Source organism: Polaromonas sp. P1_E11, from assembly GCF_056405995.1.
The window spans coordinates 1,312,808-1,333,568 of sequence record NZ_JBFUBA010000001.1; the positions used below are offsets into that span (position 1 = coordinate 1,312,808).

Consider the following 20,761-nt stretch of genomic DNA (forward strand, 5'->3'; position numbering starts at 1 on the left):
GGTGTTCTATTTTTCTGCGGCAAACCAGTCGAGTACAGGCACCGTGCCCGGCAGCACCGGCTGCACTGTTACCGGCAGGTTTTGCCAGGCGTACGACTGGCCTTCATGCATGTGCAGCTCGCCGGTCCAGTCGAAGACCTTGCAGAAATTGAGACGGACCAGCGCATGCGGGTAGTCGACCATCTCGACTTTCCAGGGCTGGGCGGCGCCTATGGTGACGCCGATTTCTTCCTGCAGTTCGCGGCGCAGGGCCTGCTCGACGGTTTCGCCGGCTTCGAGCTTGCCGCCAGGGAATTCCCAATAACCTTCGTAAACCTTGCCGGGCGGGCGTGAGGTCAGAAGGAAATCACCATTAGGGCGAATCAGCACGCCGACGGCCACGTCGACCACCTTGCGGTCCACACCGCCCTCGCGCGGGCGCTCACCGTCGGCGACCAGCACGCTCATGTCGAATGGTCGGGGGCGTGGTCGCCGTCGGGCGACGCAGCCGCAGCCGCCGCGCCCGGCCGCTCATACGCCGCGATGGGCGCAGCCGCCACAGGCCGGCTGGCGCTGTCGCGGCCGGCGTAGTCGCGGGCGAACTGGTAGGCCACGCGGCCGCTGCGCGAGCCGCGCTCCAGCGCCCAGACCAGCGATGCCGGCCTGGCGGCTGCAATCGCGTCGGGGCCTACGCCGAAGGACGACAGCCACTGCGCGACGATGGTCAGGTATTCGTCCTGGGTGAAGGGGTAAAAACTGACCCACAGGCCAAATCGCTCCGACAACGAAATCTTTTCCTCGACCACTTCACCGGGATGCACCTCACCATCGTCACCGTGCGTATAGGTGAGGTTTTCCGTCATGTATTCGGGCAGCAGGTGGCGCCGGTTGCTGGTCGCGTAGATCAGCACGTTGGGCGTAGCCGCTGCCACGGACCCATCGAGGATGGACTTGAGCGCCTTGTAGCCGGGCTCGCCTTCTTCAAAACTCAGGTCGTCGCAGAAGACGATGAATTTTTCGGGTAGCCCGGACACCACGTCAACGATGTCCGGCAGGTCGGTCAGGTCGGCCTTGTCGACCTCGATCAGCCGCAGGCCACGCGCCGAGTATTCATTGAGGCAGGCCTTGATCAGCGAAGACTTGCCGGTGCCGCGGGCGCCGGTCAGCAACACGTTGTTGGCGGGCTTGCCGCTGACGAACTGCTCGGTATTGCGCCTGATTTTTTCCTTCTGGTCCTCGATTTCCTTGAGGTCACCGAGGCTCATGTTGCCAATGTGGCGCACCGGCTCCAGCGAGCCGTGACCGGAGCTGCGTTTGCGATAACGGTAGGCAATCGAGGCGCTCCAGTCGGGTGCGGTGAGCGGTTGCGGCAGCACGGACTCAATCCGCGCCATCAGGGACTCGACGCGGGTGATCAGGCGTTCAAACTGCTCGTTCATGCTCGGCCGGACTAGCTGCGGTAATCCGCGTTGATTTTGACGTAGTCATAGGAGAGATCGCAGGTCCAGACGGTGTCGGCTGCATCACCCCGGCCCAGCACCACGCGCACGGTGATCTCGCTTTGTTTCATCACGCGCTGGCCGTCGGCTTCGACATAGGCAGGGTGGCGGCCGCCGTTTTTGGCGACCAGCACATCGTCCAGGTACAGATCGATCTTCGTCTGGTCCAGGTCGTCGATGCCGGCGTAACCGACGGCCGCCAGGATGCGGCCGAGGTTGGGGTCGCTGGCGAAGAAGGCGGTTTTCACCAGCGGCGAATGCGCAATGGCGTAGGCGACCTTGCGGCACTCTTCGCCGGTCTTGCCGCCTTCGACGGCGACGGTGATGAACTTGGTCGCGCCTTCGCCATCACGAACAATGGCTTGTGCCAGCTTCTTCGCGATGCCCAGCATGGCGGCGCGCAGGGCCTTGCCTTCCGCGCTGTCCAGCGAGGTGATGGGCGGGTGTTTCGCCTTGTTGGTGGCCATCACGACGAACGAGTCATTGGTCGAGGTGTCGCCGTCGACCGTCACGCGGTTGAAGGAGCCTTCGGCAAGCTCCGTGGCCAGTTGTGCCATGAGCGGCTGGGCAACACAGGCATCCGTCGCCATGAAGCCGAGCATGGTGGCCATGTTGGGCCGGATCATGCCGGCGCCCTTGCTGATGCCGGTGATGGTGATGTCGGCGCCTGCAATCTTCACGCGCGCGGAGAAAGCCTTGGCGACGGTATCCGTCGTCATGATGGCTTCGGCGGCGTTGTCCCAGTTGTCGGCCTTGGCGGCTTCCAGCGCGGCCGGCAGGCCCGCCGCGATACGGTCGTTGGGCAGCGGCTCCATGATGACGCCGGTGGAGAACGGCAGGATCTGCTCGGGCGCAATGTCCAGCAGGCGGGCCAGCGCAATGCAGCTGGCGTGCGCGCGGCTCAGGCCGTCGTCACCGGTGCCGGCGTTGGCATTGCCGGTGTTGATGAGCATGGCGCGTATGCCGGCTGTTTTGCCGTCATTTTTGGCCAGGTGCTCACGGCAGATCTGCACGGGCGCAGCACAAAAGCGGTTTTGCGTGAAGACGGCCCCGACCGAGGCGCCCTCGTCGAGCAGCAACACCGACAGGTCTTTGCGATTGGCCTTGCGGATGCCCGCTTCGGTAATTCCCCAGCGCACGCCGGGCACAGGGTAAAGGTCCGCGGCGGGTGTGGCAACCAGATTGACGGGCATGTTCCAGGACTCCGGAAAATCAGGGTTAAATCGGCAGTGTTCAGCGCTGGCCGGGTTGTCAGTTCAGGCGGCCGTGGCAGTTTTTGTACTTCTTGCCCGAGCCGCAGGGGCAAGGGTCGTTGCGGCCCACACGCGGCACTTCGTCGGCCGGTATGGCCGATGCGCGGCGCTGAGATTCGCTGTCCAGCGTCGTTTCCACTTCACCGGTTTCAGTGGGCGCGGTGTAGGTGACGTTGGTGATGTTCTCGGCGCGGTTTTCCAGTTCCTCGGCAGCCTGCTCCAGCTGTTCGCCCGACTGGACCTTGACCGTCATCAGCACCTTGGTGACCTCGTTCTTCACGCTGTCCAGCAACTGGCCGAAGAGTTCAAAGGCTTCGCGCTTGTATTCCTGCTTGGGCTGCTTCTGTGCATAGCCGCGCAGGTGAATGCCCTGGCGCAGGTAGTCGAGGGCGCTCAGGTGTTCACGCCAGTGGCTGTCGATGCTCTGCAGCAGGACGATGCGTTCGAACTGCGTGAAGTTTTCTTCGCCGATTTTTTCGACCTTGTCGGCGAATGCGGCGTTGGCCGCAGCGATGACTTTTTCCACGACTTCGTCGTCGGTGATGGCGGTCGCGGCTTCCAGTTCCTGGCGCAGGGGCAACTCGATCTGCCACTCATCGCCCAGCACGTTCTCGAGCCCGGCGATGTCCCACTGCTCTTCAACGCTTTCAACCGGCACGTACTGCCGAGCCAGGTCGGTAAAACAGCCCTCGCGCAGGGAAGCGATTTGCGCCTGCAGGTTGGCCGCATCCATGATGTCGTTGCGCTGCTGGTAAATAACCTTGCGCTGGTCATTGGCCACGTCGTCATATTCCAGCAACTGCTTGCGGATGTCGAAGTTGCGCGCCTCGACCTTGCGCTGGGCCGATTCGATGCTGCGGGTCACAATGCCCGCCTCGATCGCCTCGCCGTCGGGCATCTTGAGCCGCTCCATGATGGCCTTGACGCGGTCGCCCGCGAAGATGCGCATCAGCGGGTCGTCCAGGCTCAGGTAAAAGCGCGATGAACCGGGGTCGCCCTGGCGGCCCGAACGGCCGCGCAACTGGTTGTCGATACGGCGCGATTCATGACGTTCAGTCGCGATGATGCGCAAGCCGCCCAGGGAGGTAACCTGTTCGTGTTCTGCTTTCCACACCGCGCGCAGACGGGTGATTTCCGCTTCCCTGGCCGCCACATCGAGCGACTCGTCCGTTTCAACCGCTTCAATCAATTTTTCAACATTGCCGCCCAGCACGATGTCGGTGCCGCGGCCCGCCATGTTGGTGGCGATGGTGATCATTTTCGGCCGCCCGGCCTGGGCAATGATGTCGGCCTCGCGGGCATGCTGCTTGGCGTTGAGCACCTGGTGCGGCAGGTTCTCCTTGATCAGCAACTGGTCGATGATTTCGGAGTTCTCAATCGACGTCGTGCCGACCAGCACGGGCTGGCCGCGCTCATAGCATTCACGGATGTCCTTGATCGCGGCTTCGTACTTCTCGCGGGTGGTCTTGTAGACGCGGTCCAGCTGGTCGTCGCGGCGGCTGACGCGGTTGGGCGGGATGACCGTGGTTTCGAGGCCGTAGATTTCCTGGAATTCGTAGGCTTCTGTATCGGCCGTTCCGGTCATGCCGGCCAGCTTGCTGTACAGGCGGAAATAGTTCTGGAAGGTGATGGAGGCCAGGGTCTGGTTCTCAGCCTGGATCTGCACGCCCTCCTTGGCTTCGACAGCCTGGTGCAGGCCGTCGCTCCAGCGGCGGCCCGACATCAGGCGGCCGGTGAATTCGTCAACGATCACGACCTCGCCGTCCTGCACCACATAGTGCTGGTCGCGGTGGTAGAGCAGGTTGGCGCGCAGCGCTGCATACAGGTGGTGCATCAGCGAAATATTGGCCGGGTCGTACAGTGTGGCGCCTTCCGGAATCAGGCCCAGGTTGAACAGCAGGCGCTCGGCGTTCTCATGGCCCTGCTCGGTCAGGAAGACCTGGTGGGTTTTCTCGTCGATGGTGTAGTCGCCGGGCTTGGTCACGCCTTCGCCGGTGCGCGGGTCGGCTTCGCCTTCCTGGCGCGCCAGCAAAGGCACGACCTTGTTCATCGCCAGGTACATCTCGGTGTGGTCTTCAGCCTGGCCGCTGATGATGAGCGGCGTGCGCGCTTCGTCGATCAGGATCGAATCGACCTCGTCAACGATGGCGTAATTCAGGCCGCGCTGCACGCGGTCAGCCACCTCGTAGACCATGTTGTCGCGCAGGTAGTCAAAGCCGTACTCGTTGTTGGTGCCGTAGGTGATATCGGAGCCGTAGGCTGCCTGCTTTTCCTCGCGCGACATGTTGGGCAGGTTGATGCCTACCGTCAGGCCCAGGAAGTTGTAGAGCTTGCCCATCCAGCGCGCGTCGCGGCTGGCCAGGTAGTCATTGACCGTCACCACATGCACGCCTTTTCCGGTCAGTGCGTTGAGGTAGACCGGCAGCGTGGCGGTAAGGGTCTTGCCCTCGCCAGTGCGCATTTCGGAAATCTTGCCGTTGTGCAGCGACATGCCGCCCAGCATTTGCACGTCAAAGTGACGCATCTTCATGACGCGTTTGCTGCCCTCCCGGACCACGGCAAAAGCTTCGGGAAGAATGGCATCGAGTTCTTCGCCTGCGGCCACCCGGTCTTTGAATTCCTGGGTTTTGGTGCGCAGCTGGTCGTCGCTCAGCTTCTCATACTCGAGTTCCAGCGCATTGATGCGTTCTACGGTTTTGCGGTAGGTTTTGAGCAGGCGGTCGTTGCGGCTGCCGAAAATTTTGGTCAGGATGTTGGAAGCCATAAATGCGAGGCCGCCTTTGACCGCTCCCGCGAGCTAGGCAATGCGGCCGAAATCCCTTTTTGTGTACGGAACCTAGGTGTGGGCGCCAACAGTTACTTCAACTGGGCCCAAACCCCTGATTTTAACTCTGCCAAGGGAGTCGCATGGCCCGTCGCCGTAAAACCGCAGCGGCAAGCCAAAAGCCGTGCACTTGGCACGGCTGCGGCAAGCGCCTAGTGGGGGCGCGGCAACTGGGGAGCCGGCACGGCCGGCCGCGGAGAAACCGCTGCCACCGTGGGCCCGGGCAGTTTTTGCCCTGCGGTCAGGAATTTTTGCGGGTCCTGGAAGACGCCCTGGACCAGCACCTCGAAATGCAGGTGCGGACCGGTGGAACGGCCCGTGGTGCCCACTTCTGCAATCTTCTGGCCGCGCTTGATCAGGTCGCCTTTTTTGACCAGCACGCGGGACGCATGGGCGTAGCGTGTGACGAGTTCGTTGCCGTGATCGATTTCCACCATGTTGCCGTAGGCGGGGTGGTATTCCTGCGTGACGACCACACCGCCTGCGGCGGCAAGAATCGCGGTACCCGGCTCGGACGGGAAATCCAGGCCGGTGTGCAAGGCGGAGCGTCCGTTCATCGGGTCAATGCGCCAGCCGAAAGGTGAGCCCAGATTGCCGCCGGCCACCGGTTCCTGGGTGGGAACCATCATTTTCTTGATCTTCTGGTCGAAGAGGCGCGACTCCATCACGGTCATGAGGTCCACGCGCTGGTCGGTCAGCTTGTCCAGGTCAGCCAGCGTGGCTTGCAGCTCTTCCATGGTCAGCGAAGGACCCGCCACCAGCACGCCGCCGCGGCCCGGCGTCACCTTGATGTCATTCGGGCTGACCCCTGCCAGGCCCGACACCCGCTCGCCGAGCGCTTCGAGCTGCATCATCTTGGCCTGCATTTCACCGACCCGCCTGGCCATGACATCAAGGTTCTCACGCATAAATCGGTCACGCTGGTCGAATTCGTCCTTGACCATGAGCTTGACCAGCGAGCCGACGACCGGCCAGCCTTCCCGCGCTCCCTTGAGGAACACCCAGTGATAGAGGCCCGCGGCCACGAGCATGAGCGCCAGGGCGGCGACAAAGCCGGCCAGCACCAGTTTGGTACCGCTTAAATAAATGGCCCGGCTTTTCGCCAGCCACGCATCCGTGATAATCAAATGCACTTGTCTACCTCTTTTTTTTCAGCTTGCGCTTGCCAGGCTGCTATCTGCCCATCATGACCACTGACCGGCGCCTTCCCCAGGCGCTTTCCGTTTACCAGGCGGCCGGGAATTCACCTTCCCTGGCACGGCTGACGGAGCTCGTTCAGGAGTCCGGCGAAAGGCTCAAGGCCATTGAATCGCTGCTTCCTGAAGCCCTGCGGCCCGCCGTTCAGGCCGGACCGATTGACGGTGAAACCTGGTGCCTGCTGGTAAATGGCAATGCGGCTGCTGCAAAAATCCGGCAGTTGCTCCCCCTGATCCAGGCGCGCCTTCTCGGCAAAGGTTGGAAGGTTACATCAATTCGGCTCAAGATACTAATAGCCAAAAAGTAGTCGTCCAGACCGGCTCACAGAAGCCTCAATACGTCCTGGCCCGCATGTTGATCACATTGCCTGCTACCAATTTCGTAGCGTATGGTACCCATATGGCATGGGGAAGGCAACAGGAAAGGGGAAATGGTGCCGCTTGTCGGAATCGAACTGACGACCTACCGCTTACAAGGCGGTTGCTCTACCAACTGAGCTAAAGCGGCACAAAGCTATTTTACTTGACCCGTTTCAGTGAAGGCCGTGTGCGCGGCGACTTGGGCGGATCCGGCGGCTCGGAACCGTCATCGGCTTGCGTATCAGCGTTGCTTTCGGGCACCAGCTGCATGATCTTTTCCGGGCCTTCCGCCGGATTGTGCGGGTGCGCAGCCGACGCGGCAGCCACCGGAGGTGCGCCATGAGGGTCTTCGGCACCCGCCTCAGCGCCGGAAACCGGACCGGCGGAAGCCGCAACCATGGGAAAGGCCATGCCTTGCCCGTTTTCACGGGCATAGATCGCAATCACGTGGCTGATGGGGACCATGATTTCCCGGGCACTGCCGGCAAACCGCGCCTTGAACTCGATGAAATCGTTGCCGAGCTTGAGCGACGAGGTCGCGTCAAAACTGATGTTGAGCACGATCTCGTTGTTCTTGACGTACTCGCGCGGCACCTGCACTGTGTCGTCCACCGACACGGCCACATAAGGCGTGAAGCCGTTGTCGGTGCACCACTCGTACAAGGCCCGTATCAAATAAGGACGGGTCGACGTGGAGTCCAGGGCGTTCATGAATTCAGCCAAGCTGCTTGTCCAGGAAATCGGATTCGATGCTTACTTGCGCATCACTTTCTCGGACGGCGTCAGTGCTTCGATATAGGCGGGGCGCGAAAAAATGCGTTCCGCATACTTGAGCAGCGGTGCGGCATTTTTCGACAGGTCAATGTCGTAGTAGTCCAGGCGCCACAGCAACGGAGCAATCGCCACGTCCAGCATGGAGAAGTTGTCGCCGAGCATGAACTTGTTTTTCAGGAAGATCGGTGCGAGCTGCGTCAGGCGGTCGCGGATGTGCGAACGGGCTTTTTCAAGCGCCTTTTCGTTGCCTTTGGAGGCGCGCGATTCCAGCGTGCTGACGTGGACGAACAGTTCTTTTTCGAAGTTCAGCAGGAAGAGGCGCACGCGCGCACGGTCAACCGGGTCACCGGGCATGAGTTGCGGGTGCGGAAAGCGCTCGTCGATGTACTCGTTGATGATGTTCGATTCGTACAGGATCAGGTCGCGCTCGACCAGAATAGGTACCTGTCCGTAAGGGTTCATCACATTGATGTCTTCGGGCTTGTTGTACAGGTCAACATCGCGAATCTCGAAATCCATGCCCTTTTCAAACAGCACAAAACGGCAGCGGTGCGAGAAGGGGCAGGTTGTGCCTGAATAAAGGACCATCATGGTGCGGAACTCCTAAATGCAAAGGAGTGGATACATTGAAAGCATCCACTCCAGAAGGTGCCGGGAGCTTAGCCCCGGCGAAAAATTACTTGACGTCTTTCCAGAACGCCGCATTCAGGCGCCAGGCAACAAAGGTCAAGCCGAGAAGGAAAATCAGCACCCAGACGCCGACGCGAATACGGGTGTTCTGGGCCGGCTCGCCCATCCATTGCAGGTAACCCACGAGGTCGCCCATCGCCTGGTCATACTGCAGCGGCGTCATGGTGCCGGGCGTGACCTGCTTCCAGCCCTTGAAGACCGACACCTTGTGGCCGTGCTCTTCCTTTTCGTCGAACACCGGCGCGCGCACGCCCTGCAGTTCCCACAGCACATGCGGCATGGCCACACTCGGGAAAGCCAGATTGTTCCAGCCGGTAGCCTTGGTTTCGTCGCGGTAGTAGGTACGCAGGTAGGTGTAAAGATAGTCGGCACCCGTGCCGCCGGCACCCGAGCGCGAACGCGCAATCACGGTCAGGTCGGGCGGATTGCCGCCGAACCAGTCCTTCGCCTGCTTGGGATCAATCGCGGCCTTCATGGTGTCGCCGACCTTTTCGGTCGTGAACAGCAGGTTGTCCTTGATTTGCTGCTCGGTCAGGCCGATGTCTTTCAGGCGGTTAAAACGCATGAAAGCAGCGGAGTGGCAGTTCAGGCAGTAATTGACGAACAGCTTGGCACCGTTTTGCAGGGAGCCCAGGTCATTCGTATTGTTCGGCGCCTTGTCCCAGGCCATGCCGCCTTCGGAAGCGTGTGCACCGGCAACCAGGCCGAGGGCTGCGATCAGGGAAAAAATCAGTTTTTTCATTGTTGTTATCTCCTGCTTAGTGACCGTGGAAAACAATACGGTCAGGCGGCGTTTTGGGCGTACCCAGGCGGCTCCACCACGGCATCAAAAGGAAGAAACCAAAATAGAACAGGGTGCCGAGCTGGGACACGCGCTCGCCGATGGCCGATGGCGGCTGAACACCCAGGTAACCGAGTACCAGGAAATTCACGACAAAAATGCCGTAGAGGTATTTGTGCCAGTCAGGGCGGTAGCGGATCGACTTGACCGGGCTGTGGTCCAGCCATGGCAGGAAGAACAGGATGATGACCGCACCACCCATCACGACCACGCCCCAGAACTTGGCGTCGATACCCTTGATCATCATGCCCCAGAGCTCGCCCAGGAAAGGCACGCCGGCCAGCGGTTTGGCCAGCGCATCCAGGCCGTGCGCAATACCGGCGCCGGCGGAAGGAATGACCAGGCCGATCCAGTTGGCGATGGAAGGCAGCAGGCCCAGCAGCAAGGCCGCGCCGATGGCAATCACCAGCACCGCCGGCTTGAAGATGCCGGAGAGTTTGCGGGCGGCAAGCACTGCGGCGACGATCGCGATGATGCCCAGTGCACCGGCCATTTCACCGGTGATGGCGCGCAGCATCGAGTAGTAAGGCGTGAAGTACCAGACCGGTGCGATGTGCGCAGGCGTCTTCAGCGGGTCGGCCGGGATGAAGTTGTTGTACTCCAGGAAGTAGCCGCCGAACTCGGGCGCGAAAAAGATGATCGCCGTGAAGATCATCAGGAAGACGCTCACACCGAAGATGTCGTGCACCGTGTAGTAAGGGTGGAAGGGAATGCCGTCGAGCGGGTGGCCTGCGGCGTCCTTGGGCGCATTGGGGCCCTTGATTTCAACGCCGTCAGGATTGTTGGAGCCGACTTCATGCAGCGCGATGATGTGCGCGGCCACCAGGCCCAGCAGCACCAGCGGCACTGCAATGACGTGGAAAGCAAAGAAGCGGTTCAGCGTCGCGTCGCCCACCACATAGTCGCCGCGGATCAGCAGCGCGAGGTCAGGGCCGATGAAAGGGATGGCGGCAAACAGGTTGACGATCACCTGGGCGCCCCAGTAGCTCATCTGGCCCCATGGCAGCAGGTAGCCCATGAAGGCCTCGGCCATCAGGCACAGGAAAATCGCGCAGCCGAAGATCCAGACCAGCTCGCGCGGCTTGCGGTAGCTGCCGTAGAGCAGGCCGCGAAACATGTGCAGGTACACCACCACAAAGAAGGCGGAAGCGCCGGTGGAGTGCATGTAGCGGATCAGCCAGCCCCAGGGCACGTCGCGCATGATGTATTCGACAGAGCCGAAGGCCAGTGCGGCGTCGGGCTTGTAGTTCATCGTGAGGAAGATTCCGGTCACGATCTGGATGACCAGCACCAGCATGGCCAGCGAGCCGAAGATGTACCAGAAGTTGAAGTTCTTCGGTGCGTAGTACTCGCTCATGTGCTCTTTGTAGAGCTTGCTGGCGGGAAACCGGTTGTCGACCCAGTTCATCGCCTTGACGGCGAGCGGGGCATCGGGGGAAATTTCTTTGAATTCAGCCATAACTGATCCTGGTTCGGTGGGATTCTTTGGCAAGCACCTGGTACGCGGCAGAAGGGTCGGCGGGTATCAGGTGCTGGCTACAGGGTCTTGTGAAGGAGCTTGGTTAACGCGGGTTACGGCAAGCGCCTTCAGGCCTTCTTGTCTTCACCAATCAGCAGACGGGTGTCCGAAAGGTACATGTGCGGCGGCACTTCCAGGTTGTCCGGCGCGGGCTTGTTCTTGTACACGCGGCCGGCCATGTCGAAGGTCGAGCCATGGCAGGGGCACAGGAAGCCGCCGGCCCAGTCGTTGGGCAGCGAAGGCTGCGCGCCAGGCTGGAACTTGTCGGAAGGCGAGCAGCCCAGGTGCGAGCAGATGCCCACCACCACCAGCGTTTCGGGCTTGATGGAGCGGTTTTCGTTGCGGGCGTATTCAGGGGTCAGTTCGTCGGGCTTGCGCTCGGATTTGGGGTCGGCCAGGAGGGCGTCGACCTTGGGCAGCTCGGCGAGCTGCTCGGGCGTGCGTTTGATGATCCAGACGGGCTTGCCGCGCCATTCCACCGTGATCTTTTCGCCGGGCTTCACGCCGGAAATATCGACCTCGACGGCCGCACCGGCAGCCTTGGCTTTTTCGGAGGGCTGGAAAGTGCTGACAAAGGGGATTGCGGTGGCTGCAACGCCTGCGCCGCCTACAGCGCAGGTGGCCACGAGCCAGTTTCTTTTATCTTTATCGACGGGGGCGCCGTGGGGCACACCGTTCGCGCTTGCTTCGCTTGCTTGGGTCATGAGAGTCCTTCAAGAACTGGCTTGAAATAGGCTTGGTGGGAGGCTTAGTGGGGTCAACCCGCAATTGTAGCGGAGCGCGATGTCGTTTTTCAAGGCAGAGGGCCCGGCCCGGGCGGTGGCGGCCCGCATGGCTGGGCTGGAAGTGCCTGTTTTTAAGGCAGCTGGCCACCTTCGCATACTTTGTTGCAAGCCGCCCCTTCCGCACCGGGCCTAAAAACACGGCCAGCCTTCATAATCATTTTTTTCGCGGTACGCCGGCATGGCGGACAACCGCTGCCAATAACAGGAGAGACTCATGGGAATGATGCAGGAATTCAAGGAATTTGCCGTCAAGGGCAATGTGATCGATCTGGCCGTAGGCGTGATCATCGGCGCCGCTTTCGGCAAGATCGTCGACGCCGTGGTGAGCGACCTGATCATGCCGCTGGTGGGCCTGGTCTTCGGCAAGCTGGACTTTTCCAGCATGTACGTATTGCTGGGCACTGTGCCGCCGGGCACCGACATGTCGCTTGAAGCCCTGAAAAAGGCAGGCGTCCCGGTCTTTGCCTACGGCCACTTCCTGACGGTGAGCGTCAACTTCGTCATCCTGGCCTTCATCATTTTCCTGATGGTCAAGCAGATTAACCGGCTCAAACGCCACCACGAAGCCGCACCACCGCCCGCCGCGCCGCCTGAAGACATCGTGCTGCTGCGCGAAATCCGCGACAGCCTCAAGAAGTAAGCACCCCCCTGTGGTCCGCTCACTTCGTGTAGCGGGCCTCTCCCCTGCAGGGGACGGCGCCTTGCGGCTGGCAAAGCCAGACCGCGGCCCCCGCTTGAAAGATATCTACCCCCCTGTTGCCCGCTCACTTCGTGTAGCGGGCCTCTCCCCTACAGGGGACGGCGCCTTGCGGCTGGCAAAGCCAGACCGCGGCCCCCGCTTGCGAAGAGACGGTGCTTGCTATTGATTCAATAGCTGCTAGCGCAGACTGCTATTGGGCCAGAGCCCGATTTCGCTTGATTTTTAGCCGACAACAAGCTGGCGCGCCATGCGAACAGCCGCCAGCAAGCTGGATGCGTCCGCGCGCCCCGTGCCGGCGATGTCAAACGCCGTACCGTGGTCGGGGCTGGTGCGCACCAGCGGCAGCCCCAGCGTCACATTCACGCCCTGCTCCACGCCCAGGTATTTGACCGGGATCAGCCCCTGGTCGTGGTACATCGCCACCACCACGTCAAACTCGCCGGGCTTGCCGGCGGCATGGCGCGCGCGCATGAATACCGTGTCGGGTGCGAAGGGACCGCTCACATCCAGCCCTTCTGCGCGAGCGGCAGCGATGGCCGGCGCGATGATGGCCTGCTCTTCGCTGCCGAACAGTCCGCCTTCACCGGCGTGCGGATTCAGCCCTGCCACCGCAATGCGCGGTGCCCGGCCCAGGCTGGCAGCCACCGCGCGATGGGTGATGCGCAAGGTCTGCAACACGTTGTCATAGGTGACGGCCTCAATGGCGCTGCGCAGTGACATGTGAATGCTTACCAACACGGTCTTGAGTTCGTCGTTGGCCAGCATCATGCGCACCGGCACGTCCGCCGCCGATTTACCCAGAAAAGCGGCAGCTTCAGCCTGGAGCATTTCGGTGTGGCCCGGAAAGGCCGCCGCCCAGCCGCCGGCCGCCGCCAGTGCCTCCTTGTGGATGGGCGCCGTCACCATGGCGCACGCCTCACCGGCCAGTACGCTGCGGGCAGCCCAGACGATGCAGTCGGCCGCAGCCTGGCCCGCCTGCGCATTGACCTGGCCGTAAGGCACGGCCTCCAACTCGCATTTTTGCAACACCCCGATGCAATGGGGCGGCACCCCCGCCGCATCGGCCAGGGCGTCCAGCCGGGCTACCGGCAACGCCAGCGGGGACGCTGTCAGCGCGGCAGCGCGGCGCATCGTGGCGACATCGCCCACCACGGCGCAACCCGCCATTTCAACGGGCGCATCGCGAAAAGCCCTGGCGATGATCTCCGGGCCGATGCCGGCGGCGTCACCCATGGTGATGAGCAGCGGCTTGTTCACAAGCCGGGCGCCGCCGCGGTGAATTGCGGCCGCGGGGTGCATTTGGTTACAGGACAGCCCATAATCACAAAGAAACAGGTCAACACACCGGCTGCACAGCGCGGCGCCGGATCAATGAATTCAGGGGGGTCGGTCAGATGCATGCTGGGGGTATTTTGGCGCAAACCACATCGCAGCGGCAGCTCGCCAGCGCACAGGACATCAGCCTGCCATGAATGCTGCCATGCCCGTCCTGATGTCCGACGGTGAAATGATGCTGTGGAGTGCTGCGGCCGGCGCACTTGGCCTGGTGCTGCTGCTGGCCCTGGCCGATGCCCTGTACAGCCGCACCCGCGCTGCCTGGCAGACCCTGGCTTACCTCGCGCTTTGCTGGCTGGTGGTGATGCTGCTGTGCGGCCTGCCCATGGAGCTCTGGCCGGACGGCAAGGAGTCGCTGGGCATTGCGCAGCTCCTTGTCGGGCCGACTTGCGCCTCGATGGGCAGCTTCGGCGCCAGCAAATGGCTGTCGGCCCACCAGCGCGACCACCTGATGAAGGTCAGCCTGCTAACCATCACGCTGGTCTGCATCGCCGGCGGGCCTCTCTGCCTGCTGCTGGAGCCGCAGTGGGCCCTGCCCGCCTCGGCAACGCTCGCCGTCGTCAATCTTTCCGTGGTGCTGTGGCTGTCGGTTCGCGCCACGCAACTCGGTGACCGGATGGCCTGGGGCCTGGCGCTGGGCTGCCTGCTGACGCTGCCCGCGCAGATCGGCCTGTACGGCCTGGCGCTGAGCCCCACCCGGTTTTCACTGCCGCTGCAGGCCGGCGTGGCCATGGCAGCCTTGCTCAGTGTGGTCATCACGGCCGCCATGCTGTGGCTGCGCAACCGGCAGACCCGGCAGTTGAAGCACGGCGAAGCGTCGGGGCACGACCCGATCACCCAGCTCTATGACGGCGTGGCGATGGTGCAGAAAATCATCCGGGCGCAGCGCCGGCGTCTGCGCACGCGGCGCGACGGCGCGCTGATGGCCGTGCTGCTGTTCGAGCCCGAAGGCCTGCTGCCCCAGATCGGCCAGGCTGGCCTGAACGAAATCTACATCCAGATGGCGCGCCGCATTCAGCGCCACACCGGCGCCGTCAACCCGGCCGGCCGTTACTACGACCGCTGCTTTGTGGTGCTGCTGGAAACCATGCATTCGCCGCGCTGGATACGCACACTGGGCCTGCGCGTAGCCTCCGACCTGCGCCGGCCGATGGACGTGACAGCCCTGGGCGGGGGGCGTGCCCGGATCAAGCCGGACATTGCCGTCGGCATCGTTCATCTGTCGGTCGCCGGCAAGGACGTCGCCCAGCTGCTGCACGAAGCGCAGTCTGTGGCGCAGGCTGCCCGCGCCATGCGCTCCCGCGCCGCGCTGCTGGACCCGGAAACCCGCACCGCCGTGCCGGTGGAGCATGCCGAGCTGGGCTCCAGCTGGCATGCGCTGCGAAACGCCGCGCCGCAAACACCGCTGCGGACCAAACCCGCCGGCCCTAACGCCAGCCCCAACACCGGCCGCGCCGGGCGGCAGCGCCACAAGCCGGCTTGACGCCGCAAGAAGCGCCTCAGGCCGGGTTGTCGATGTCGATGAACTGGTGGACCAGGCCCAGTTGCGTGGCAACCTGCGCCGCCACGGCCGGCGCGCCGTAGCGCTCGGAGGCGTGGTGCCCGCAGGCAATAAAGGCCACGCCCATCTCTCTCGCGTAGTGCGCCTGGGGCTCGGAAATCTCGCCGGTGATGAAGGCGTCGGCGCCTGCGGCAATCGCCGCCTCAAAATACCCCTGCGCGCCGCCCGTGCACCACGCTATGTTTTTGATAGCTGCTTGCGCTGGTCCTGCTTTGGTTACAGCCCGATTAAGTACTTTTTCCACATGTGTTGCCAGTGCGCCGGCATCTGAAAACTGCCCTCCATCGACACGCCCACCGATAAAACCCAGGTCCTGTTCGCCGAAGCGCCCCGTCGCCGTGAGGCCCAGTTGCAAGCCCAGCTGGGCGTTGTTGCCGAGCTCGGGGTGCGCGTCCAGCGGCAGGTGGTAGGCATAGAGGTTGATGTCGTGCGCCAGCAACAACGCCAGGCGCTGCTTCATCCAGCCCGTGACGCGGCCGTCCTGGCCGCGCCAGAACAGGCCGTGGTGCACAAAGACAGCGTCGGCCTGCGCCGCAATCGCCGCTTCAATCAGCGCCAGGCTGGCGGTAACGCCGGAAACGATCTTGCCGACCGACGGTTTGCCTTCGACCTGCAGGCCGTTGGGGCCGTAGTCCTTGAAGCGCGCGGGCTGCAAGAGCGTGTCAAAGGCCTGCAGCAAGTCCTGTCGTGTGGTGCTCATGGCCCCATTGTCTCAGGGCGCTGCCTGAGGACGCTCAGCTTTTCTCGAGGCCCAGCAAAGCGTCCTTGAGCATGAAGTCCGCCGGAACGGACCCCAGCCAGATGCCCAGCACCATGCGAAAGAACTCCGCATCACCGACGGCTGCGCCCTGTGGCTGCTCGGCGATGAAAAAGCTGGTGCCCTTGCCCGGCATGAACTCCATCGCGAACGAATCGCCGGGCATCAGCTTGCTGCGGCCCGAGAAGATATCGATCAGACGGTTGCTCGACACCGAGTGGCGGCTGACAGCGTCGCGGCTTGAGTTCTCGGCCATGCCTCGCAGGAAGAGCCGGCCCAGGTCGGTGCCGGAGACTTCACGCAGCGCCACAAAAGCCAGGCGGATGGGCGTGCCGAGCTTCATCGCCTCGTCGGCCGACGAGACCTTGCGGCTCGTGTACAGGGCCATGTCATAGACCTTGAAAATGGCCTTGAAGCGGGTGCCGGCGCCGTTGAGCTGCAGTGTGGTGCCCTGCGCCACCACACTGGCTGGAAATTTCGTCGCCGTGGGTGCGGCCAGAACCGGCAATGCCAGTCCCGCCGAACCCGCTGTCAATGCGGCCGCGCCACGCGCGAGCCAGGTCCGCCTTGAACACTGATGCATGTTGTCACCTCCGTTATGGTTGTTGACCGCGGGCAGCGGTTCAGGCTGCCCGCGGCTGCGGCCTTGCGGCAGCCAGGAACATGGTACCGGAGCCAGCCGGCGTGCTTCCTTACAGCGAGCGGGAACCCGAAGCGATAAACTCCATCAGTTGGCGCCGCGCCCCTTCCGGCCCTGTGCCGCCCCGGATTCCCGCCCCCTTTTGTCTTCCGCACCTTCGTACCGGCACGCCGACCCTCACGCCTCATGAAACGCACCTGGCTTCTTTTTTCCCAAACCGTCACCGTCCTGCTGGCGGCCTACTTCGTGGTGGCCACGCTCAAGCCGCAGTGGCTGGACCGCGGCAACATGCCGGGCGTGTCCGTCATCGAGGCCCCGGCCGGCAGCGCGCCGCGCAGCGGCGGCGCCGGAAGCGGCTTCGCGTCGGCGGCCAAAGTTGCCTCGGCAGCGGTGGTCAGCATCAACACCAGCAAGGCCGCTGCCAAAAACCCGCATGCCGAAGACCCGTGGTTCAAGTTTTTCTTCGGTGACCAGAGCCCCAATGAACCGCAGGGCGGACTGGGCAGCGGCGTCATCATCAGCGCCAGCGGCTACATCCTGACCAACAACCACGTGGTGGAAGGCGCCGACGAGATCGAAGTCATCCTCAATGACACGCGCAAGGCAAAAGCACAGGTCATAGGCACCGACCCCGACACCGACCTGGCCATCCTCAAGATCGACCTGGACAAGCTGCCCGTCATCGTGCTGGGCAACTCCGACGCCCTGCAGGTGGGCGACGCCGTGCTGGCCATCGGCAACCCGTTCGGCGTGGGCCAGACGGTCACCGGCGGCATCGTGAGCGCACTGGGGCGCAACCAGCTGGGCATCAACACCTTTGAAAATTTCATCCAGACCGACGCCGCCATCAACCCCGGCAACTCGGGCGGTGCGCTGGTCGACGTGAACGGCAACCTGATGGGCATCAACACCGCGATTTATTCACGCTCGGGCGGCTCCATGGGCATTGGTTTTGCCATCCCGGTGTCGACCGCCAAGCTGGTGCTCGACGGAATCGTAAAGGACGGCCAGGTCACGCGGGGCTGGATCGGCGTGGAGCCGCAGGACCTCAACCCCGAACTGGCTGAAACATTCGGCCTTCCGGCGGCTGCGGCCAAAGAAGGCGGTGTCATCATCACGGGCGTTCTGCAAAACGGCCCGGCCGCGCAGGCCGGCCTTCTGCCCGGCGACGTGATCACCGCCGTGAACGGCAAGGGTGTGCGCAACGTGAGCCAGTTGTTGACCGCTGTGGCGGCCCTCAAGCCCGGCACGCCGGCGCCTCTGACGGTATTGCGCAAGGACAAGCAGACCGAGATCCCCGTGACGCCCGGCAAGCGCCAGCGGCCCAAGGTTCAGCAGCGCTGACTAGCCAGGGCGGCGGGGAGCCCGCAGCCATCAGTGCGAAGGCGCTATTGAATTAATAGCTGCTTGCGCCCGTCCATATTGGGCTGCAGCCCATTTTTATTCAGGTTTTTTGAACAACCCCGGCGGGAAATCAGGGTTTGGCCACTTCGGTGTCGCTGTCGGTCTCTGGCGCCTTGGTGTGCTTGACGAACAACAGGGCCGCCAGGATGCCGACCTCATACAGCCCACCCACCACCATCAGCAGCATGATCATGGAGCCGGCGTCGGGCGGCGTGACCAGGGCGGTGCCGATGGCGGCAATCACCCAGAAATAGCCACGGTACTGGCGCAGCTGGGCCACGGTGAGGATGCCCATGCGCACCAGCAGGATCACCGCAATCGGCACTTCAAAGGCCAGCCCGAACGCCAGGAACATGCCCAGCACGAAGCTCAGGTATTCCTCGATGTCCGGCGTCGCCGTGATGGATTTGGGCGCAAAGCTCTGGATGAAGGCAAATACCTGGCCGAACACGAAGTAATAACAAAAAGCCACGCCGATGAAAAACAGCAGGGTGCTGGAAACCACCAGCGGCATGACCAGTTTTTTCTCATGCGAATACAGGCCCGGTGCGACGAAGGCCCACACCTGGTACAGCACCACCGGCAGCGCGATCATGAAGGCGGCCATGAAGAGTATCTTGATGGGCACCACGAACGGCGTGATCACGCTGATGGCGATCAGCGTGGCGCCCTTGGGGAGCGTGGCCACCAGCGGGGCGGCCATCAGGTCATAGAGGGCGCTGGCACCGGGGTATACCGCCAGCACGGCGGCCGCAATGCCGATGGCAATCACCGCCTTGATCATCCGGTCGCGCAGCTCCACGAGGTGCTGCACAAAAGGCTGCTCGGTACCCGCGAGTTCGTCGGGCTTGTCGGTGTGGGGATCGCTCATGGGAGGAATTTGCGCTGGTGGGGCTGCGCGGGGAGGCACGCAAACAGGAAGGAATCAGCAGGAAAGCAGCTCAAGGCATGCGGCCCGGCTGCGGACGGAAGCGCGCCACCCGGGCCGCGCCGGACTGGGCCTTGGTGCGCACGCCCGAACGGGCCTTGTACCACTGGGGTGTCGCGCCCTGCTTGAGCCGCCACTTCTTTTTCGGGTGCCGGTACTCGGGAAAGATTTCCATGCCCGGCAGGGCGCCGGAGGACGACTCGCCCGTGGCTTCGGCCCAGGACTTTTCAAAATCGCTGGCGTTGGTCTGGATGGAGTTCTCGACGTCGCGGGCGGCGCCCTCGACGGTTTCCTTCATCTTCTTGAGCTCGTCCAGCTCCATGGAGCGGTTGACCTCGTTTTTGACGTCGGCCACATAGCGCTGCGCCTTGCCCAGCAGCGTGCCCACGGTGCGCGCCACGCGCGGCAGCTTTTCCGGACCGATAACGATCAGCGCCACGGCGCCGATGAGCGCCATTTTGGAGATGCCTAGATCAATCACTGCAGAAGGTGTCGCTGGAAGGTTGCGTCAGATGATCGCGCTCAAGACTTCTGCTTGGCTTCAACGTCGATTGTCGTTTTGTCAGCGGCCTGGGCGTTGGTGACGCTGGCGGGCGGCACAGGCACGTCGGCGGGCGTCTGGCTGCCGTCCTTCATGCCGTCTTTAAAACCCTTGACGGCGCCACCGAGGTCGCTGCCCATGTTTTTGAGCTTTTTGGTGCCAAAAACCATCACCACGATCAACAGCACGATCAGCCAGTGCCAAATGGAAAATGAACCCATGATTTGCTCCTAATCTGTAAATACAGGTGTAAATGCAATATTGCCGGTTTGAGGCGGTTTGCACGCAGTTGCGTTGATTCTAAAGGCCCGGCCTGCCGGAAAACCAATTACACACATTGGCCTACCGGTTTAGTGTGATTGCGAGCGCCGGGGTTCCCTTTGGCTTGTAACCCTCTTAACCTTTCAGCCATGGACGTGGGCCGCCGATCACGTGAAAGTGCAGGTGATGCACTTCCTGCCCACCCTCGGCGCCGGTATTCGTCACGATGCGGTAGCCGCCCTCCGGATAAGGGTTACAGCCCTGCTCCATCGCCAGCTTGGGGGCCAGCACCATCATGCGGCCCAGCAATGCGGCGTGTTCCGGCCCCACCTGCGCCATGGACGGAATGTGGTCCTTGGGGATGATCAAAAAATGCACGGGCGCCCAGGGGTTGATGTCATGGAAGGCAAACAGTTCGTCGTCTTCGTACACCTTGCGGCTGGGAATGGCGCCCGCGGCGATCTTGCAGAAAATGCAGTTGTCGGAATGGTTCATGGCTTGGGGTGTGGCTGAAAGGGTTTACGTGGGACGGTGGCTGTTAAAACGCATCCAGCCGCGCACGCAACGGTACAGGTACCAGAGCCACACGATGCCGTGAGCCAAAAGTCCGGGCGGAAAAAGAAGCAACAACAGCCCCGACAGCAGCCAAAGCGGTGACAGCAGCACCAGCCACGCCAGCGTCCACCAGAAGGTACGGATCATGTAGCTGTGGTGGTCGATATAGAGCGCATCGGTTTCGTCGGCTCGGCGGATGTAGTTGATGATGACCGCGATCACCGCAAACACGCCGCCGCTGAACCACGCCAGCGTGTGCAGACCGTAGAGCACATGCATGATGTTGCGGTCGTTGGGATTCTTGCCTTCGAATTCGGCCAGGTCGGTTTCCATGCGTTCAGGTTCCAGTCAAAGCGATA

The 20,761-nt window shown here is 62.6% G+C and carries 22 protein-coding genes and 1 tRNA gene; 4 read left to right on the plus strand and 19 right to left on the minus strand.

Translation table 11 applies throughout. The features are described from left to right. Nucleotides 1-6 precede the first annotated feature (6 nt). The 5 genes from AC1D11_RS06435 to AC1D11_RS06455 form a co-directional block, all read right to left on the minus strand. Entirely contained in the window at nucleotides 7-447 is a 441-nt protein-coding gene (locus AC1D11_RS06435; RefSeq protein WP_477649128.1) for an NUDIX domain-containing protein, read from the minus strand. Continuing rightward, nucleotides 444-1,418: an ATP-binding protein gene (locus AC1D11_RS06440; RefSeq protein ID WP_477649129.1), complete on the minus strand. Its 975-nt coding sequence runs from the start codon at nucleotides 1,416-1,418 to the stop codon at nucleotides 444-446. Before AC1D11_RS06440 ends, AC1D11_RS06435 begins: the two co-directional genes overlap by 4 nt. A gap of 11 nt (nucleotides 1,419-1,429) precedes the next feature. After that, a complete protein-coding gene (gene argJ / locus AC1D11_RS06445) occupies nucleotides 1,430-2,671 on the minus strand; it encodes a bifunctional glutamate N-acetyltransferase/amino-acid acetyltransferase ArgJ (RefSeq protein WP_477649130.1) in 1,242 nt (413 codons plus the stop codon). 58 nt (nucleotides 2,672-2,729) lie between these two features. Next, nucleotides 2,730-5,495, minus strand: a complete 2,766-nt coding sequence (gene secA / locus AC1D11_RS06450) for a preprotein translocase subunit SecA (RefSeq protein ID WP_477649131.1) — start codon at nucleotides 5,493-5,495, stop codon at nucleotides 2,730-2,732. Nucleotides 5,496-5,707: 212 nt separating this feature from the next. Then, a complete protein-coding gene (locus AC1D11_RS06455) occupies nucleotides 5,708-6,688 on the minus strand; it encodes a M23 family metallopeptidase (protein WP_457279690.1) in 981 nt (326 codons plus the stop codon). A gap of 53 nt (nucleotides 6,689-6,741) precedes the next feature. Here AC1D11_RS06455 and AC1D11_RS06460 point away from each other — a divergent pair, with 53 nt between their 5' ends. Further along, a complete protein-coding gene (locus AC1D11_RS06460; RefSeq protein ID WP_477649133.1) occupies nucleotides 6,742-7,059 on the plus strand; it encodes a hypothetical protein in 318 nt (105 codons plus the stop codon). Nucleotides 7,060-7,183: 124 nt separating this feature from the next. On the opposite strand, the gene AC1D11_RS06465 is transcribed toward AC1D11_RS06460, so the two are convergent. The 6 genes from AC1D11_RS06465 to petA form a co-directional block, all read right to left on the minus strand. Then, nucleotides 7,184-7,259, minus strand: a tRNA-Thr gene (locus tag AC1D11_RS06465). A gap of 11 nt (nucleotides 7,260-7,270) precedes the next feature. Beyond that, nucleotides 7,271-7,822, minus strand: a complete 552-nt coding sequence (locus AC1D11_RS06470; RefSeq protein ID WP_477649134.1) for a ClpXP protease specificity-enhancing factor — start codon at nucleotides 7,820-7,822, stop codon at nucleotides 7,271-7,273. Between the two features lie 42 nt (nucleotides 7,823-7,864). Beyond that, complete coding sequence (locus AC1D11_RS06475) at nucleotides 7,865-8,476, minus strand: glutathione S-transferase N-terminal domain-containing protein (protein WP_007868077.1); 612 nt, start codon at nucleotides 8,474-8,476, stop codon at nucleotides 7,865-7,867. Between the two features lie 85 nt (nucleotides 8,477-8,561). Continuing rightward, on the minus strand, nucleotides 8,562-9,317 hold the full coding sequence (locus AC1D11_RS06480; RefSeq protein ID WP_457279693.1) for a cytochrome c1: 756 nt from the start codon (nucleotides 9,315-9,317) through the stop codon (nucleotides 8,562-8,564). Between the two features lie 16 nt (nucleotides 9,318-9,333). Beyond that, nucleotides 9,334-10,875 (minus strand): cytochrome b, encoded by a 1,542-nt coding sequence (locus AC1D11_RS06485; protein WP_477649136.1) that lies wholly within the window; start codon nucleotides 10,873-10,875, stop codon nucleotides 9,334-9,336. 128 nt (nucleotides 10,876-11,003) lie between these two features. Beyond that, nucleotides 11,004-11,639, minus strand: a complete 636-nt coding sequence (gene petA / locus AC1D11_RS06490) for a ubiquinol-cytochrome c reductase iron-sulfur subunit (RefSeq protein ID WP_457279695.1) — start codon at nucleotides 11,637-11,639, stop codon at nucleotides 11,004-11,006. A 295-nt stretch (nucleotides 11,640-11,934) separates the two neighbouring features. Here petA and mscL point away from each other — a divergent pair, with 295 nt between their 5' ends. Further along, nucleotides 11,935-12,360 (plus strand): large conductance mechanosensitive channel protein MscL, encoded by a 426-nt coding sequence (mscL, locus tag AC1D11_RS06495; protein WP_457279696.1) that lies wholly within the window; start codon nucleotides 11,935-11,937, stop codon nucleotides 12,358-12,360. Nucleotides 12,361-12,642: 282 nt separating this feature from the next. Here the strand turns inward: mscL and pdxA are convergent, their stop codons facing one another. Further along, the gene (gene pdxA / locus AC1D11_RS06500) at nucleotides 12,643-13,677 is read right to left on the minus strand and encodes a 4-hydroxythreonine-4-phosphate dehydrogenase PdxA (protein ID WP_477649137.1); all 1,035 of its coding nucleotides are present in this window, start codon (nucleotides 13,675-13,677) and stop codon (nucleotides 12,643-12,645) included. Between the two features lie 211 nt (nucleotides 13,678-13,888). Between pdxA and AC1D11_RS06505 the strand changes: the two genes are divergently transcribed. Then, nucleotides 13,889-15,238 carry a hypothetical protein gene (locus AC1D11_RS06505; protein ID WP_477651431.1) on the plus strand — a complete coding sequence of 450 codons (1,350 nt, stop codon included), beginning with the start codon at nucleotides 13,889-13,891 and terminating at the stop codon, nucleotides 15,236-15,238. 16 nt (nucleotides 15,239-15,254) lie between these two features. Here AC1D11_RS06505 and AC1D11_RS06510 read toward each other — a convergent pair whose 3' ends face one another. Together AC1D11_RS06510 and AC1D11_RS06515 are read right to left on the minus strand one after the other, a co-directional pair. Beyond that, the gene (locus AC1D11_RS06510; RefSeq protein WP_477649139.1) at nucleotides 15,255-16,016 is read right to left on the minus strand and encodes a Nif3-like dinuclear metal center hexameric protein; all 762 of its coding nucleotides are present in this window, start codon (nucleotides 16,014-16,016) and stop codon (nucleotides 15,255-15,257) included. Between the two features lie 34 nt (nucleotides 16,017-16,050). After that, nucleotides 16,051-16,656 (minus strand): chalcone isomerase family protein, encoded by a 606-nt coding sequence (locus tag AC1D11_RS06515; protein ID WP_477649140.1) that lies wholly within the window; start codon nucleotides 16,654-16,656, stop codon nucleotides 16,051-16,053. A gap of 243 nt (nucleotides 16,657-16,899) precedes the next feature. Here AC1D11_RS06515 and AC1D11_RS06520 point away from each other — a divergent pair, with 243 nt between their 5' ends. Next, nucleotides 16,900-18,057: a S1C family serine protease gene (locus tag AC1D11_RS06520; RefSeq protein ID WP_477650970.1), complete on the plus strand. Its 1,158-nt coding sequence runs from the start codon at nucleotides 16,900-16,902 to the stop codon at nucleotides 18,055-18,057. A gap of 130 nt (nucleotides 18,058-18,187) precedes the next feature. Here the strand turns inward: AC1D11_RS06520 and tatC are convergent, their stop codons facing one another. The 5 genes from tatC to AC1D11_RS06545 form a co-directional block, all read right to left on the minus strand. Continuing rightward, on the minus strand, nucleotides 18,188-18,988 hold the full coding sequence (gene tatC, locus AC1D11_RS06525) for a twin-arginine translocase subunit TatC (RefSeq protein ID WP_477649142.1): 801 nt from the start codon (nucleotides 18,986-18,988) through the stop codon (nucleotides 18,188-18,190). A gap of 70 nt (nucleotides 18,989-19,058) precedes the next feature. Next, a complete protein-coding gene (tatB, locus tag AC1D11_RS06530) occupies nucleotides 19,059-19,526 on the minus strand; it encodes a Sec-independent protein translocase protein TatB (RefSeq protein WP_457279703.1) in 468 nt (155 codons plus the stop codon). 41 nt (nucleotides 19,527-19,567) lie between these two features. After that, nucleotides 19,568-19,807 carry a Sec-independent protein translocase subunit TatA gene (gene tatA / locus AC1D11_RS06535; protein WP_122955331.1) on the minus strand — a complete coding sequence of 80 codons (240 nt, stop codon included), beginning with the start codon at nucleotides 19,805-19,807 and terminating at the stop codon, nucleotides 19,568-19,570. Between the two features lie 175 nt (nucleotides 19,808-19,982). Further along, nucleotides 19,983-20,342, minus strand: coding sequence for a histidine triad nucleotide-binding protein (locus AC1D11_RS06540; protein ID WP_477649143.1), 360 nt, complete (start codon nucleotides 20,340-20,342; stop codon nucleotides 19,983-19,985). A 24-nt stretch (nucleotides 20,343-20,366) separates the two neighbouring features. Further along, nucleotides 20,367-20,735 carry a DUF4870 family protein gene (locus tag AC1D11_RS06545; RefSeq protein WP_477649144.1) on the minus strand — a complete coding sequence of 123 codons (369 nt, stop codon included), beginning with the start codon at nucleotides 20,733-20,735 and terminating at the stop codon, nucleotides 20,367-20,369. Between the last annotated feature and the right edge of the window lie 26 nt (nucleotides 20,736-20,761).

What these genes read in the sequence shown, in the direction of transcription:
- argJ (WP_477649130.1), bottom strand. Translation starts at nt 2,671, where the DNA reads ATGCCCGTCAATCTGGTTGCCACACCCGCCGCGGACCTTTACCCTGTG.
- AC1D11_RS06515 (WP_477649140.1), bottom strand. Translation starts at nt 16,656, where the DNA reads ATGCATCAGTGTTCAAGGCGGACCTGGCTCGCGCGTGGCGCGGCCGCA.
- AC1D11_RS06545 (WP_477649144.1), bottom strand. Translation starts at nt 20,735, where the DNA reads ATGGAAACCGACCTGGCCGAATTCGAAGGCAAGAATCCCAACGACCGC.
- tatC (WP_477649142.1), bottom strand. Translation starts at nt 18,988, where the DNA reads ATGAGCGATCCCCACACCGACAAGCCCGACGAACTCGCGGGTACCGAG.
- AC1D11_RS06435 (WP_477649128.1), bottom strand. Translation starts at nt 447, where the DNA reads ATGAGCGTGCTGGTCGCCGACGGTGAGCGCCCGCGCGAGGGCGGTGTG.
- AC1D11_RS06505 (WP_477651431.1), top strand. Translation starts at nt 13,889, where the DNA reads ATGAATGCTGCCATGCCCGTCCTGATGTCCGACGGTGAAATGATGCTG.
- AC1D11_RS06510 (WP_477649139.1), bottom strand. Translation starts at nt 16,016, where the DNA reads ATGAGCACCACACGACAGGACTTGCTGCAGGCCTTTGACACGCTCTTG.
- AC1D11_RS06540 (WP_477649143.1), bottom strand. Translation starts at nt 20,342, where the DNA reads ATGAACCATTCCGACAACTGCATTTTCTGCAAGATCGCCGCGGGCGCC.
- AC1D11_RS06460 (WP_477649133.1), top strand. Translation starts at nt 6,742, where the DNA reads ATGACCACTGACCGGCGCCTTCCCCAGGCGCTTTCCGTTTACCAGGCG.
- AC1D11_RS06480 (WP_457279693.1), bottom strand. Translation starts at nt 9,317, where the DNA reads ATGAAAAAACTGATTTTTTCCCTGATCGCAGCCCTCGGCCTGGTTGCC.
- mscL (WP_457279696.1), top strand. Translation starts at nt 11,935, where the DNA reads ATGGGAATGATGCAGGAATTCAAGGAATTTGCCGTCAAGGGCAATGTG.
- secA (WP_477649131.1), bottom strand. Translation starts at nt 5,495, where the DNA reads ATGGCTTCCAACATCCTGACCAAAATTTTCGGCAGCCGCAACGACCGC.
- AC1D11_RS06520 (WP_477650970.1), top strand. Translation starts at nt 16,900, where the DNA reads ATGAAACGCACCTGGCTTCTTTTTTCCCAAACCGTCACCGTCCTGCTG.
- AC1D11_RS06475 (WP_007868077.1), bottom strand. Translation starts at nt 8,476, where the DNA reads ATGATGGTCCTTTATTCAGGCACAACCTGCCCCTTCTCGCACCGCTGC.
- tatA (WP_122955331.1), bottom strand. Translation starts at nt 19,807, where the DNA reads ATGGGTTCATTTTCCATTTGGCACTGGCTGATCGTGCTGTTGATCGTG.
- AC1D11_RS06485 (WP_477649136.1), bottom strand. Translation starts at nt 10,875, where the DNA reads ATGGCTGAATTCAAAGAAATTTCCCCCGATGCCCCGCTCGCCGTCAAG.
- AC1D11_RS06470 (WP_477649134.1), bottom strand. Translation starts at nt 7,822, where the DNA reads ATGAACGCCCTGGACTCCACGTCGACCCGTCCTTATTTGATACGGGCC.
- petA (WP_457279695.1), bottom strand. Translation starts at nt 11,639, where the DNA reads ATGACCCAAGCAAGCGAAGCAAGCGCGAACGGTGTGCCCCACGGCGCC.
- AC1D11_RS06440 (WP_477649129.1), bottom strand. Translation starts at nt 1,418, where the DNA reads ATGAACGAGCAGTTTGAACGCCTGATCACCCGCGTCGAGTCCCTGATG.